Genomic DNA, 14914 nt, shown 5'->3' with positions numbered 1-14914 from the left:
ACAACTGCCTCCCCGAGGGAGGCAGTTGTTTCGCGTGTTTTCCGGCCCGAGCCGCTACTTCTCCTGCTGCTTGCGCCAGCGGATTCCGGCCTCCAGGAAGCCGTCGATGTCGCCGTCCAGCACAGCGGTGGGGTTGCCGACCTCGAACTCGGTCCGCAGGTCCTTGACCATCTGGTACGGGTGCAGGACGTAGGAACGCATCTGGTTGCCCCAGGAGTTGCCGCCGTCGCCCTTGAGCGCGTCCATCTTGGCCTGCTCCTCCTGGCGGCGGCGCTCCAGGAGCTTGGCCTGCAGGACGTTCATCGCGGTCGCCTTGTTCTGGATCTGCGAGCGCTCGTTCTGGCAGGAGACGACGATGCCAGTGGGGATGTGCGTCAGCCGGACCGCGGAGTCGGTGGTGTTGACGCCCTGGCCGCCGGGGCCCGAGGAGCGGTACACATCCACCCGCAGCTCCGACTCGTCGATCTCGATGTGGTCGGTCTGCTCGACGACGGGCAGCACCTCGACACCGGCGAACGACGTCTGGCGACGGCCCTGGTTGTCGAACGGCGAGATGCGCACCAGGCGGTGCGTGCCCTGCTCGACGGAGAGCGTGCCGTAGGCGTAGGGGACGTTCACCGCGAAGGTGGTCGACTTGATGCCGGCCTCTTCCGCGTACGAGGTCTCGTACAGCTCGGTCTTGTAGCCGTGCCGCTCGGCCCAGCGCAGATACATCCGCTGCAGCTTCTCGGCGAAGTCGGCGGCGTCCACGCCACCGGCCTCGGCGCGGATGTTGACGAGCGCCTCGCGGGAGTCGTACTCGCCGGACAGGAGGGTGCGCACCTCCAGCTCCTCGACGGCCTTGCGGACCTCTTCGAGCTCCGCCTCGGCCTCGGCGCGGGTCTCTTCGTCGCCCTCGGCCTCGGCCAGCTCGAAGAGCACCTCGAGGTCGTCGACCCGGCCGCGCAGCTCCTCGGCGCGGCGCAGCTGGCCCTGGAGGTAGGACAGCTGGCTGGTCACCTTCTGAGCGCTCTCCGGGTCGTCCCACAGGGACGGCGCCGCCGCTTGCTCCTCAAGCACGGCGATGTCGGCCCTCATCTTGTCGAGGTCCAGGACGGCCTCGATCGACCCCATGGTCGAGGAGAGGGACTTCAGCTCTTCGGATACATCGACGACTGCCACGCACCCAGCCTAACGGCTACCACCGGCAACCTGACCCGCCCCGGCGGACCGGGCCCCCGAAGGGCGTGTCCCCGCCGGAGGACGCGCCCCACCCGGGGTCGTCACACGGTCACGGAGCGTCCGGCTCCGACTGGTGGACACCCGGTGTGGCGTCGCCGGCGTCGTCGTCCCCCGAGGCCAGCCAGCCGCCCAGCCCCGCCGCCACGACCACCACCGCGGCGGCCGCGCCGAGCCTGGTCCGGCGCCGGCGCAGCGCCTCCGGCGACGCACGGTGCCGGGCCGAGCCCGCCCTGCGCTCCCCGGCCGCCCGGGGGGCGCGGGCGGTGCCGTGCGCGCCGCCCGCCAGCTCGTCGGGGCCGGGGACCCGCATGCTGGTGTGCGTCTCCCGATTGGAGTCCGGGGCCGAGCCCTGGACCAGGGGGACCGCGCCGCGCGGCGGCGTGGCCTCACCCGCCACCGGGGGGTAGAACGATTCCTCGCGGGACCTGCCGGCCGCGGCCTCCTGCTCGTCCTCCGGCTGCTCGTCGTCCGGCTCGTCGATGTCCAGCGGCGGCATACCGGCCAGTCCGGGCAGCAGCTCGCGCAGCCGGGCGGCCAGCTCCGGGGCCCGCAGCCGGGAGGCGGGCGCCTTGGCCAGGCACTGCAGCAGCAGCTGCCACAGCTCGTCGGGGATGCCGGGCAGCGGCGCCACGCTCTCGGTGACATGGCGGCGCAGCACCGCCCCGGGGTGGCCTCCCCCGAAGGGCGTGAACCCGGCGAGCATCTCGTACAGGACCGTCGCCAGCGCGTAGACGTCCACGGAGGCGCGCGGCGGCAGGCCCTCGATGATCTCCGGGGCGAGGTAGTCGGGGGTGCCGATGACCTTGGTCGAGCGAAGCGGGACGGCGCTCCCCCCGGCCGGAGTCCCCCGGCTGCCGCCGGGAGGTGCCCCCAGGGGAAGGGTGCGGCGCGGCGAGTCGACGAGCCGGGCGATGCCGAAGTCGGTCAGCAGAGCGGGGTGCGCGCCACCGGGGCCGAGCGGGCCCTGCATGTCCAGCAGGACGTTCTCGGGCTTGACGTCGCGGTGCACGATGCGGGCGGTGTGCGCGGCGGCGAGCCCGTCGGCGACGTCCGCGGCGATCGCCACCGCGGCCTCCGGGGCCAGCCTGCGCTCCCGCTCCAGACGGGTGCGCAGGTCGGTCCCCCGTACGAGGTCCATCACCAGCGCCAGGTCGTTGCCGTCGACGACCAGGTCGCGCACGCCGACGACATGCGGGTCCTCCAGGCCCAGCAGCGCCGCCCGCTCCTGCACGAAGCGGCCGACGAGCTCCTGGTCGGAGGCGAGGTCCTCACGCAACAGCTTGATGGCCACGGCCCCTTCGGGACCCTCGCCCAGCCATACCGTGCCGGCGCTGCCGCGCCCCAGGATCTGGTGGGCGGTGTACCGGCTGCCGATCTTCCGTGCCAAGACTGCTCCGACGTGTCGGGCCCCCGAGCGTCCTGCGGGGGCTGAGGTTGGCGTCAAAGCTACGCGGATGCCACCGGGTTCATTGCCCCGGACGGCGGCAACCTTCACTTCTGTGAGCGAAATTGCCCGCAAGAACCCCTAAGAAGTCGACAAATCAACGAAGCCGCCCGCGGAGCCGCCGTGCGGCGCACGGGGACCACGGGCGGCCGGCGTCAGCCGCCGAGCTTGTTCACGAACTGCTCGACGTCGCGGTACGTGTGCCCGATCTGGGAGAAGAAGCCGCGGGTCGTGCCGATCCACTCCTGGAGCGGGGTGAGCTCCCAGACCAGCCAGGCGGCCACGAACAGCAGTATCAGCGTGACCAGGCAGCCCTTGAGGCAGCCGAGACCGGGGATCTTCATCGGGTTGGCGCTGCGCTGACGGGGCTCCCGCCGGGGCCGGGGCTCCGGCGCGGGCGGCCGCTGCGGCTCGTAGCGCTGCGGCGGCGGCTCCTGGCGGCGCTGCGGGGCCTGCGGCCGCTGCTGCGCGTACGGCACCGGAGCGGGCTGCTGGCGGTACTGCGGCGGCTGCTGCGGGGCGGCCGGGCGGCGCTGCGGGCGGCGGCGCAGCGGGTCCTGCGTGGGGTCCAGGTACTGCACCTGGGTCTGCTCGTTGCGGTCGCGGGCGGCCCGCATCTGCGACTCCCACGGATGGGGGCCGTCGGGCTCCGGCGGGCCACCGGCCGGCGCGCCAATGGGCATCGGCGGCATCGCGCGGGTCGGATCGGCGTCCCGTCCACCGGGGCCGCCGGTGGACGGCAGCACGCTGGTGGCCGCCGCCGGGTCGTAGCCGCCGGCGCCGGGGCCCGAGGGAAGCACCTGGGTGGGCTCGGCGTCGCCTCCGGCGGCCTGGCCGCCGTCCGCGCCGGTACCGGGGACGGACGCGGGCGCCGGGTCGGGGGCGAGCAGCGCGGCGACGCCGAGCGCCGCCTCGGCCTGCGCGGGGGTGGCGTGCACGCCGATCCCGGAGGCGACGGTGCGCAGCGCCCGGGCGAGGTTCTCGGCGCTGGGCCGCTCCTCGGGGCGCTTGCTCAGGCAGCGCTCTATCACCGTCCACAGCGGCTCGGGAAGCGTGCTGGGGCGGCGCGGCTCCTCGCTCAGGTGGCGGTGCAGCACCTCCAGGGCGGTCGACCCCGCGAACGGGGGACGGCCGGTGACCAGCTCGTACAGCAGGATGCCGGCGCCGTAGACGTCCACCGCGGAGGTCTGCGGACGGCCCTCGGCGGACTCCGGGGCCACATAGGCGGGGGTCCCGACGAACTCGTGGGTGCGGGTCAGGCCCGGGGAGTCGGCGAGCCGGGCGATGCCGAAGTCCGTCAGCATCGGATGCATCTCGCCGCCGTCGGCCCCGGCCAGCAGGACGTTGGCGGGCTTGAGGTCGCGGTGCACCACGCCGTCGGCGTGGCTGGCGGCCAGCGCGTCGGCGATCTGGGCGGTCAGCAGGGCGGCCGCCACCGGGCTGAAGGGGCCGTTGTCGCGCAGATAGCGGTGCAGGTCGGGACCGTCGACCAGGTCCATGACCAGCGCGAGCAGATCGCCCTCGACGACCAGGTCCCGGGTGCGGACGATGTTGGGGTGGGTCAGCCGCAGCAGGACGGAGCGCTCGCGCAGGAAGCGCATCACCACGTCCGCGTCGTGCGCCAGCTCCTCCTTGAGGACCTTGATCGCGACCGTCTCACCGGGCTGTCCTGCCACGGCGGCCTCGGCGCCCGCCGTCTCCCGCTGGCGGGCACGCCAGACGGTGCCCGTGGCGCCGCGTCCCAGCGGCTCCTCGAGCAGGTACTTGCTGCCTACCGGCCGCACGTCATGCGCTCCCTGGTCGTGATGGATCTCTTGCCTGGCCCGCTGGGTCAGCCGCGGCCGTCCGATCCACTGTAGTGCCGTCGCACAAGCTTTTCGGTCCGGCGGACCGGGCGGGGCTTGTGGGGAAGACGCGCGTTTCGGACAGATGGTTGCCCACTGCCGCCGGCGCCCGCCCGGCGGGCCGCACCACCCGATCGGGGATGGTTCCGAGATGACCATGGCAGTGCGAATCCGGCCGGGCACCGCGTACAAGCAGGCACTTTTTCGTCCTTAGAAGACCAATCAAGATCACTGATTGACGGTCGGCGGGCGTGTTGTCAGTGGCAGGTGCGAGGATGCACCCAGCACGAAGCGGTGGGGGCGCGGTCTTTGTCGCGGCGTGCACTTGGGACTTGTACGTGCCGACGTGCTCGGGCTGGCGGGGGGAGCGAGCGGCCCCCTGCCGGAGCCCCGGCAGAAGGGACCGTTGACGGCGATGCAGATCCGGCTGACCGTCCTCGGGCCGCGCAGCGGCCACACCACACGGGCCTGCGACGTGCTCGTGACGGCTCCCGCCGGCACCGCCCTGGCGGCCGTGGCCGGCTCGCTCGCGGCCTCCGTGGCGGGCGCCGGCGCGGAGGCCGGCAGCGGCCCCGTCGTGCTGTACGCCGGCGCCGAGCGCCTCGACCCGCAGCGCGCCGCGATCGGCGAGCCCCCGCTGATCGACGGCGCGGTGCTCTCCCTCCAGGGCCCCGGCCCCGCCCCCGCCCACGGCCTGCCCCACGGCACCGCGCGGCTGCGCGTCGTCTCCGGGCCCGACGCCGGCGGCGTCCATCTGCTGCACGGCGGCCAGATCCGCATCGGCCGCTCCGCCGACGCGGACGTCCCCCTCGACGACCCGGACGTCTCCCGGCTGCACTGCGCCGTGACGGTCGAGCCGGACGGCTCGGTGCACGTCGCCGACCTGCGCTCCACCAACGGCACCGTCATCGACGGCGGCGACCTCGGTGAACGGCCCGCTCCGCTGCGGCCCGGCGCCCTGCTGCGCATCGGCGAATCCGCCCTGCGCCTCCAGTCCGCCCCCAGCACCCCGGACCCCGCCCTGCGGACCACCCCCGACGGCGAGGGGCAGCTGCGCATCGCCCCGGGCACGGACGGCTCCCGAACCGGGGACGGCGCGGACACCCCGCCCGGCGCGTACGGCCACGGCCTCCAGGGCGCCGCCGCGGCCGCCTCCGTACCCCCGCCCCGCACCGCACCGCCCACGGGCCCGGCGACACGACGCGACACACCCCTGCGCGGCACTCCCACGCAGGACGCCTGGTCATCGCCCGGCACCCCGGACGGCCACGGCTACAGCGCCCCGTACGGCGGCGCCACCGACGCCCTCCCCGACGCCGCCACCGCCCACGGCTACGGCCACGGCTTCGACCACACCACCGGCACCGCCGACGGATTCGGCCCCGCCTTCCGCGAGGAGCCGGCCGACGGCGCCCCCACCGGTGCGCAGGACCTGACGCACGGCGGACAGCGGGCGCTGGCGCCCGGCGACGAGGCACCCGGCGACGAGGCACCCCGCAAGGGCGGCCGGCGGGGCGGGATCGGCGCCTGGGCGCGGCGGCTGGCCGGCGGCCGGCCCGCCGTGGAGCGCCCGGAGGACGCCCGTACCGACTTCGCCGGCCGCTACGAGCCGACCGGCGCCCCCGCCCCCTCCCCCGCGGCAGCCACCGGCGGCGCGGAGGGCGCCGCGGGTCCCTCCGGGCCGGCCGAGCACGAGCGCTGGCCGGACCCCGCCGCGGTCCTGCTCACCGCGCTCGGCCCGGGGCCCCGGCTCTGGGAGCGCGGCCGGGACCACCCCGACGCCCTGGCCGTCCGCCTGGGGACGGCCAGCCGCGGCGGCGGCCGGAGCGCCGTACCGGTCACCGTCGAGCTGCGCCGGGCGGGCTCCCTGGGCCTGGCCGGACCGCGCGCCCGGCTCGCCGGGCTGGCCCGCTCCGCCGTCGCCCAGCTCGCCGCCCTGCACTCCCCCGGCACCCTCGACATCGTGCTGATCAGCGCGGACCGGGCGCGCGGCACCGAGGAGCGGGTGGCGGACTGGTCCTGGCTGGGCTGGCTGCCGCACGTCCGCCCCGCACACGGCCAGGACTGCCGGCTGCTGCTCGCCTACGACCGGGAGCAGGCCACGGCCCGCACCTCCGAGCTGGTACGGCGGCTCGACGACAGCCCGCTGGGCCCCGGCTGGGCCAGCGCCGAACGCGCCGAGATCGCCTCCGCCGCCGCCCGCCACCAGGGCCCGTACACCCTGGTGATCGTGGACGGCGACCCCGGCTCGTCGGCGCTGCGCGAGACCACCGCCCGCCTCGCGTCGGGCGGCCCGGCGGCCGGTATCCACCTCCTGTGCCTGGCGGAGACCCCGGCCGCCTCCCCCGCCTTCCCGCTGGCCTCGACGTACGAGGCGGCCCGCACGGCGTCACCCGCCTTCGGCGAGTGCGGAGCGGTCGCGGTGCTCAGCGGCGATGTCGCCACGGCGCTGCGCGTGGTCCAGCCGGGCTCCGGGCCGAACGGCACGGTCGCGACCGTCGACGCGGTCTCCGTCGCCTGGGCGGACCGCTTCGCGCGGGCGCTGGCGCCGCTGCGCGAGACCGACGCCGCGGCCACCGCCGACGGCTCCGCGGTCCCCCGCGCGGCCGTCCCGCTACCCGATTCGGCGCGGCTGCTGGACGAGCTGGGGCTGGCCCGCGCCACCCCGGCGTCGCTGATGGCCCGTTGGGCCGCCACCCTGGACACCGACCGGGCCGGCGCCGCCGCGGTGCTCGGCGCGGGACCGCACGGCCCGCTCCACGCCGACCTCGCCGCCGACGGCTCGCATCTGCTCCTGGAGGGCGCGCCGGCCACCGGCAAGACCGAGCTGCTGCGTTCGATGGCGGCGTCGCTGGCCGCCGCCGACCGCCCGGATCTGCTGTCGCTGGTGCTGGTGGACGGCGGCGGCAGCGAACGCGGCGAGGGACTGCGGGTGTGCACGGACCTGCCGCACGTCACGACGTACCTCGCCGCCTCGGACCCGGTCCGGATGCGGGAGTTCGCCCAGGCGCTGTCCTCGGAGCTGAAGCGGCGCACGGAAATACTGGCCGGCACGCCCTTCGCCGAGTGGCGCGCCAAACACCTGCCGGCACCGCGGATCATCGCCCCGCGCCGCTCGACCGAAGGCGGTCACGGAGAGCAGGAACCAATTACTCTCCGTAATCGTTGCCGAAACAAGGAGGAGGAGAGCGGCACACCGGCGGACTCGTCGACGACCGGCACACTCCGGCTCCGCGCCCGCAGCGGAGCCACCGCCGAGGACACCGCCACCGGATCCCCGGAACCCGCCGCGCCGATGCCCCGGCTCTTCGTCCTCGTCGACGACTTCGACGCGCTGGTCGCCCCGGCCCTGGGCAGCCCCGGCCGGCCCGCCGCCGGTTCCGTCGTACGGGCACTGGAAGCGGTGGCCCGCGACGGGGCGGCGCTCGGCGTCCACCTGATAGCCGCGACCGGCCACCCAGACCGCACAGCCGAGACCGCGACCAGCGAACGGGCCGGCCTGCGCATCGAACTGGGCGCGGCCGCCGACCCCTCGGAGCCGGTACCGACCGGCCGGGGCCGGCTGCACCGCGCGGCGGACGGCTCCTCGACACCGTTCCAGGCGGGCCGGGTCACCGGCCGGATACCCCGCACCTCCACGCTGCGGCCGACCGTCGTACCGCTCGAATGGCAGCGGATGGGCGACCCCCCTGCCCGGCGCCCGCTGCGCGAGTTGGGCAACGGCCCGACGGACCTGGCCCTGCTGGCCAGCGCGCTACAGAGGGCCGCACAGTCCTCGGGCGCGCCGTCCGCTCCGCCCTTGGTGTGAGGGAGGGGCGGCCCCAGGTGTCGCCCGTATCCGGGGTGTAGGTGTCACACGTATCCGGGGTGTAGGTGTCGCCCGTATCCGGGGTGTCGCGCGTATCCGCCTCGTCCTGTGCCGTTCGACTTGCCGTAGTCGCTGATCCCGTAACAGCCCCATCACGAAAGGTGAGTTGGCGGCGAAGGCGGTATTGCGGAGCCCGTGGGCAGGGCGTAGACCTGTCGCACACCACAACCGCACAGAGGCTCGACGGCGCCCCGGCGACGACGAGCGAAGAGCGAAGAGCGCTACGGCACCACGCACCGGACCGGACCGGACCGGAAGCACCGCACCACGCACCGCACCGCACCAGAAGCACCGCACCACGGCACCACCGCAACCGCACCGCACCACGCACCGCACCGCACCGCACCGGTATGGCAGGCGCAGCGACAGGGGGCTACGGGGATGCGCAGACGACTCGACCGTATGGCTGGACGCGCGACCGTCGCGGTGGCGGCCGGGGGGCTGGCTCTGGTGCTGGCCGCCTGTGGCAGCGGTGGTGGGGCGAAGGGCGGCGGCAGCAGCGGCGGGGGTGGCGGGGGCAAGGAGGGCTCCACCGCTCCGACCGTGCGGCTGCCCCAGCTGAACGGGCAGAAGTTGCAGGTCACCGCGGTCTGGACGGGGCCGGAGCGGGAGAACTTCGTCAAGGTGCTGGACGAGTTCGAAAGGCGCACCGGCGCCGAGGTCGCCTTCGTGCCCAGCGGTGATGACATGGCCGGTTTCATCGGCTCCAAGATCGCCGGTGGTGGCCCGCCCGATGTGGCGATGCTCCAGCAGGTCGGCGTGCTCAACGAGTTCGCCCAGAAGGGCTGGCTCAAGCCGCTCGGCGCGAGCGCCAAGGCGCAGCTCGCCAAGAACTTCTCCCAGGGCTGGCAGGACCTCGGCGCCCACAAGGGCACCCCGTACGGGGTCTACTTCAAGGCCAGCAACAAGTCGCTGGTCTGGTACAACGCCCAGGCGTTCGACAGCGCCGGCGCCAAGGAGCCGAAGACCTGGCCGGACTTCGTCAAGGCGGCGGAGATCATCTCCGAGTCGGGTGTCGAGCCGGTGTCGGTGGGCGGCGCGGACGGCTGGACGCTGACCGACTGGTTCGAGAACGTCTACCTCTCGCAGGCGGGTCCGCGGAAGTACGACCAGCTGGCACAGCACAAGATCAAGTGGACCGATCCTTCGGTCAAGCAGGCGTTGAACACGTTGGCGCAGCTCTTCGGCCGCAAGGACCTGCTGGCGGGCGGCGGTTCCGGTGCGCTGCAGACAGACTTCCCGACGTCGGTGACCCAGACCTTCAGCGGCGGTGACGCCCCCAAGGCCGCGATGGTCTCGTCGGCCGACTTCGCCGCCGCCAACATCGCCCAGACCAAGGCGAAGGTCGGTACCGACGCCAAGGTCTTCGCGTTTCCCGCGGTGGGCGCCAGGTCCCCGGTGGTGACCGGCGGCGATGTGGCGGTGGCGCTCAAGGACAGCAAGGCCTCGCAGGCGCTGCTGACGTTTTTGGCGTCGACGGACGCGGCGAAGATCTGGGCGCAGGCGGGCGGGTTCATCTCGCCCAACAAGGAGCTCGACCAGGCGGCCTACGCCGATGACGTGATGCGGGAGATCGCCAAGGCGCTGATCGCGGCGGGCGACGACTTCCGTTTCGACATGTCCGATCAGGCGCCCGCGTCCTTCGGCGGCAAGCCGGGGCAGGGCGAGTGGAAGGACCTGCAGGACTTTCTGAAGGACACGAAGGACATCGCCGGTACGCAGGCGCGGTTGGAGAAGGACGCCGCCAAGTCGTTCGGGCGTTGAGGGCCCGTGGAGTCGAGGGCGTGTCAAGGCATGTCGAGGCGCGTCGTTGAGGGGGCGTCGTCGAGCGCGCGTCGTCCGGGCGAGGAGAGCGTGTCGTCCGGGCGCTGTCCGGGCGCCGGGAGCCTGCCGCCGACCGCTGCGACCGGGACCGGGGGACCGTCACGATGAGCGACCGACAGCGCGACCCGCAGAGCCGCGTACGGAGCGATGTAGGGGGCGACGTTCGGGCCGGCGCAGCCGGTAAGGCCGGCGCGGCCAGTAGGACCGGCGCAGCCGCAAAGGCGGCCGGCGGCCGCCGGGGGCGCGGGGGTCTGCCGGCGACGCGCCGCTGGATCGCCGCGGTGTTTCTGCTGCCGGCGTTGCTGCTGCTGGGTGCGCTGGTGGTCTATCCCATCGTCTTCTCCGTCTACCGCAGTCTGTTCGACGCGTCCGGCGACGGGTTCGTGGGGCTGGGCAACTACGGGGAGATGTTCTCGGACGAGGGCATCCGTACGGCGCTGCGGAACAACGTCGTCTGGGTGGTGGTGGCGCCGACGGTGTCGACGGCGCTGGGGCTGGTCTTCGCGGTGCTGACCGAGCGGATCCGGTGGGGCACCGCGTTCAAGTTGATCGTGTTCATGCCGATGGCGATCTCGATGCTGGCGGCCGGGATCATCTTCCGGCTGGTGTACGACCAGAACCCGGAGCGGGGGGTCGCCAATGCGGTGTGGGTGGGTGTGCATGACACCTTCGCCAATCCGGCGCCGTTCCCCGGTGCCAAGCCGCGGCCGCGCGCCGACCTCCGGCCGTCCGGTGGCGGCGCGTTCACCACGCGGTCGGCCGTACGGGCGGGCTCGGCGGTGAATCTGCCGCTGGTCGCGGTGCGGCAGGACGATCTGCGGGGCGCGAAGGCGGCGGTCGCCGCCGTACCGCGGCCCGGGAAGGTCACCGGCACCGTCTGGCTGGACTTCACCCGCGGTGGCGGCGGGCGGCCCGGTGTGATCGACGGCGGGGAGCGGGCGCTGGCGGGTCTGACGGTGGAGGCGGTCAAGGGCGGCCGGGTGGTGGCCGTGGCGACGACGGCGGCGGACGGCACGTATGTGCTGCCCGGGGAGCGGGCCGGCGGTGCGCGGCTGCGGCTGCCCGCGGCTGACTTCGCCGAGGCGTACGGCGGTGTCGACTGGCTGGGGCCGGCGCTGGTCACCCCGGCCATCATCGGCTCCTATGTGTGGATGTGGGCCGGTTTCGCGATGGTGCTGATCGCCGCGGGGCTGGCGGGGGTGCCGCGTGAGCTGCTGGAGGCGGCGCGGGTGGACGGTGCCGGCGAGTGGCAGGTGTTCCGCCGGATCACGGTGCCGCTGCTGGCGCCGGTGCTGGTGGTGGTGCTGGTCACGCTGATGATCAACGTGCTGAAGATCTTCGATCTGGTCTACATCATCGCGCCGGGCTCCAGCATCCGGTCGGCCAATGTGCTGGCGCTGCAGCTGTTCCAGTCGTCGTTCGGCACGGATGTGGACGAGGGGCTGGGCAGCGCCATCGCCGTGTTCCTGCTGCTGCTGGTGATGCCGGTGATGTACGTCAATCTCCGGCGCCTACGGAAGGAGCGTCGCCGATGACGACCGTGGACGGTGCCGTACCGGACCGGCGGGCCGGCGCCTCGGGTGGTGCCGTGCGGGCCGGGCGGCCGCTCGCCGCGCGGGTGGCGGCGCGGGCGGGTGGCGGCGCCATGCGGGTCTTCCTGGTCCTGGTCGCCCTGTTCTGGCTGATGCCGTCGGTGGGGCTGCTGCTGTCGTCGCTGCGCGGTCCGCAGCGGATCGCCGAGTCCGGCTGGTGGCAGGTCTTCGCCGAGCCGGCCCAGATCACCTGGGACAACTACAGTCAGCTGCTGTCCAACGAGAAGGTGATGGGCTCGCTGCTGACGACGGCCTCGATCACGGTGCCGGCGACGGTGCTGGTGGTGGTCATCGGGTCGCTGGCCGGCTATGCGTTCGCGTGGCTGGACTTCCCGGGGCGGGACGGCTGGTTCCTGGTCGTGGTGGGGTTGCTGGTGGTTCCGGTGCAGGTGGCGCTGATCCCGGTGGCGAAGCTGTTCGGTGCGGTGGGGCTGTTCGAGACGACGGCCGGGGTGGTTGTCTTCCACACGGCCTTCGGGCTGCCGTTCGCGGTGTTCTTGCTGCGGAACTTCTTCGCGGAGATCCCGCGTGAGCTGCTGGAGGCGGCGCGGCTGGACGGGGCGGGTGAGCTGCGGCTGTTCACCCGGGTGGTGATGCCGCTGGGCGGTCCGGCGATCGCGTCGCTGGGGATCTTCCAGTTCCTGTGGGTGTGGAACGACATGCTGGTGGCGCTGATCTTCGCGGACAGCGGCAGCCCGCCGATCACGGTTGCCCTGCAGCAGGAGGTGCGGCAGTTCGGCAACAACATCGACGTGTTGGCGCCGGGGGCGTTCTTGTCGATGGTGGTGCCGCTGATCGTCTTCTTCGCCTTCCAGCGGCAGTTCGTCTCGGGTGTGATGGCGGGCGCGGTGAAGTAGGCCCGCCGGGGACGGCCACGGGACCGGCGCGAGATCGCCACGGGACGGGTGCGAGATCGCCAGGGACCGCCGTCGGACCGGTGCAGAACCGGCGCAGGACCGGTGCCGGGGGGTCTTTTGTTGTTATCCCGCGTTCATGTCGGTCCCCCTACGATGTCGGGCACTGCCGCGAAAGGCATGGTGCGTCGGCGCCTCGTCGTGGAGACTGCCTAGCGGTGCTCGCGCGATGACGTGCGAGCCAGGCGCCTGGGCCCCGCGCGGGTCGCGCCGCCGCGCCGCGGCCGTGACGCCGGGCGCGTTCACAACTGCAGATGCCGCACGGATTGCGTACAGATTCCCCGACAGCTCCGCCTTCCCTCACGCCCCTCTCTCCTGCCAACCCTCTGCCGATCCCCTGTCGATCTCCCGTCGCCCCCGTATCGATCCCCTTCGATCCCCTGTCCCGAGTGCATTTCGCCCTACGTTCCCGACCGTCTGGAGACGGACCGCACATGACTGCCCCCACCGCAGACCAGAGTGCCGAACAACTCCCGCGCCCCACGCGGCTGTCCGAGGTCAAAGGCTGGTTCTTCACCGCCGATCAGCTGCTCTTCGACTGGTTCCTGGCGTATCAGCAGGACCGTTCCGAGTCGGGTGACCTGCTCGAACTGGGCGCGTATATGGGCAAGAGCGCGATCTTCCTCGGTGCGCGGCTGCGCCCCGACGAGCGCTTCACGGTCTGCGACCTCTTCGACTCCCCCGCGGAGGACGCCTCCAACTCCAAGGAGATGAAGAAGTCCTACGCGACTCTGACGCGCCGCGCGTTCGAGGCGAACTACCTGGCGTTCCACGACGAGTTGCCCACCATCGTGCAGGGTCTCAGCTCGATCGTGAGCGACCATGTCGAGCCCGGTTCGGTGCGCTTCGCCCACATCGACGCCTCGCATCTGTACGAGCATGTGCACGGCGACATCCTCGCGGTGCGCGAGTTGCTCACCGGCAGCGGTGTGGTGGTGCTGGACGACTACCGCGCCGAGCACTGTCCGGGGGTGGCCGCCGCCACCTGGCAGGCCGTGGCGAACGAGGGGCTGCGGCCGATCTGCATCACCGGCACCAAGTTCTACGGGACGTGGGGCGATCCCGAGCCGGTGCAGAAGGCGCTGCTGGAGTGGATCGCGGCGCGCGGCGATGTCTGGCACGAGGTGCAGTACGTCAACGACGCCCCGCTGGTCCGGTTGAGCGCCAAGGGTGCCAAGGAGCCCGTCCAGCCGGTCTCGCGCCACCAGGCGGTGCCTGCCGCCCGTGTCGTGCCGCGGGCGTCGGCCGGGCGTCCGGCGGCGTCCGGGGCCCGTCCGGCGCCCCGTCCGCCGGTGCCGACCCGCAGCGCGGTGCGCAGGGTGGCACTGGATGTGCTGCCGCCGATCGTCACCCGGGCGATCGTCCGGGCCCGTAAGCGGGCGCGTACCCGCTGAGGCGGGCCGGCGGGCGGCGCGCTGCCGCCCTCGGCTCCGGCGCGGCATCGCGTGTCACCTCGGCGCCTTATGCGGGGACCTGCGCCACGAGGACGAACGCATTGGACCGCAGCAGCATCCCGGCCGGTCGCGGCAGCGGATGGGAGTAGGTGCGGCGGACGGCCAGGCCGGCGGATTCGGCGAAGGCGCGCAGCAGGTGGAAGTCGGTGAAGCGGACCGGGGCGGGGCCGGCGGCCCGGTGTCCGGCTTCCTGCGGGGTGATCAGCACTACGCCGCCGCCCGGCCGTACGTAGCGGACGTAGGCGCGCAGCAGCTCTTCGACCTGTTCGTCGTCGAGGTGCTCCAGGACGTGCGCGGTCAGCAGTGCGTCGAAGGCGCCGGGTCTGGCGTGCGGGCCGGCGAGGAAGGCGTCGGCGGTGTAGGCGGTCAGGCCGCGGGTGCGGCAGCGTTCCACGGAGTGCGGGTCGTGGTCGACGCCGACGCTGCCGGGGGCGCATCCGGCGAGGGTGTCGCCTTGTCCGCAGCCGATCTCCAGTACCCGTCCGGCGCCGAGGCGCCGTAGTGGGCGGCGGTAGGGGGTGCGGTCGGGCAGCAGCCGGGCGAGGCCGCTGCGGGCGCGGTCGGCCGGCAGCCGGGCGGTGGAAGCGGCCGGGGCGGTGCCGGTGGAGCAGGCGGCCGGGGCGGTGCGGGGGTCGCTGCCGGGCGGCTGGGCATCGGGGCTGTCGGTGGCGGTGGAGCTGTCGGTACGGCCGGGCATCGGGACGCGGTCACCTTCCCTGGGGACGCGGCGCACGGGGCGCCATAACGCTGTGC

At 73.6% G+C, this 14914-nt stretch carries 9 protein-coding genes; 5 read left to right on the top strand and 4 right to left on the bottom strand.

What is annotated here, in order from left to right; all coding sequences use genetic code 11:
• Nucleotides 1–54: 54 nt before the first annotated feature.
• From prfB to ACZ5XZ_RS29570, 3 genes are all read right to left on the bottom strand, one after another.
• A complete protein-coding gene (prfB, locus tag ACZ5XZ_RS29580; protein WP_468983373.1) occupies nt 55–1161 on the bottom strand; it encodes a peptide chain release factor 2 in 1107 nt (368 codons plus the stop codon).
• 109 nt (nt 1162–1270) lie between these two features.
• Nucleotides 1271–2608, bottom strand: a complete 1338-nt coding sequence (locus ACZ5XZ_RS29575) for a serine/threonine-protein kinase (protein ID WP_468983371.1) — start codon at nt 2606–2608, stop codon at nt 1271–1273.
• Between the two features lie 212 nt (nt 2609–2820).
• Nucleotides 2821–4449: a serine/threonine-protein kinase gene (locus tag ACZ5XZ_RS29570; RefSeq protein WP_468983369.1), complete on the bottom strand. Its 1629-nt coding sequence runs from the start codon at nt 4447–4449 to the stop codon at nt 2821–2823.
• Nucleotides 4450–4924: 475 nt separating this feature from the next.
• Between ACZ5XZ_RS29570 and ACZ5XZ_RS29565 the strand changes: the two genes are divergently transcribed.
• The 5 genes from ACZ5XZ_RS29565 (at nt 4925) to ACZ5XZ_RS29545 (ending at nt 14101) form a co-directional block, all read left to right on the top strand.
• Nucleotides 4925–8317 (top strand): FtsK/SpoIIIE domain-containing protein, encoded by a 3393-nt coding sequence (locus tag ACZ5XZ_RS29565; RefSeq protein ID WP_468983546.1) that lies wholly within the window; start codon nt 4925–4927, stop codon nt 8315–8317.
• 462 nt (nt 8318–8779) lie between these two features.
• Nucleotides 8780–10141, top strand: a complete 1362-nt coding sequence (locus ACZ5XZ_RS29560; protein WP_468983367.1) for an ABC transporter substrate-binding protein — start codon at nt 8780–8782, stop codon at nt 10139–10141.
• Between the two features lie 164 nt (nt 10142–10305).
• Nucleotides 10306–11736 carry a carbohydrate ABC transporter permease gene (locus tag ACZ5XZ_RS29555; RefSeq protein ID WP_468983364.1) on the top strand — a complete coding sequence of 477 codons (1431 nt, stop codon included), beginning with the start codon at nt 10306–10308 and terminating at the stop codon, nt 11734–11736.
• Complete coding sequence (locus ACZ5XZ_RS29550; RefSeq protein ID WP_468983362.1) at nt 11733–12650, top strand: carbohydrate ABC transporter permease; 918 nt, start codon at nt 11733–11735, stop codon at nt 12648–12650. Before ACZ5XZ_RS29555 ends, ACZ5XZ_RS29550 begins: the two co-directional genes overlap by 4 nt.
• 491 nt (nt 12651–13141) lie before the next feature.
• Nucleotides 13142–14101, top strand: coding sequence for a class I SAM-dependent methyltransferase (locus tag ACZ5XZ_RS29545; RefSeq protein WP_468983359.1), 960 nt, complete (start codon nt 13142–13144; stop codon nt 14099–14101).
• A 67-nt stretch (nt 14102–14168) separates the two neighbouring features.
• Here the strand turns inward: ACZ5XZ_RS29545 and ACZ5XZ_RS29540 are convergent, their stop codons facing one another.
• Nucleotides 14169–14858 carry a class I SAM-dependent methyltransferase gene (locus tag ACZ5XZ_RS29540; RefSeq protein WP_468983358.1) on the bottom strand — a complete coding sequence of 230 codons (690 nt, stop codon included), beginning with the start codon at nt 14856–14858 and terminating at the stop codon, nt 14169–14171.
• Nucleotides 14859–14914 lie beyond the last annotated feature (56 nt).

The organism is Streptomyces sp. NPDC033270, assembly GCF_055576575.1.
This window is presented reverse-complemented; position numbering and strand designations above follow the sequence as displayed.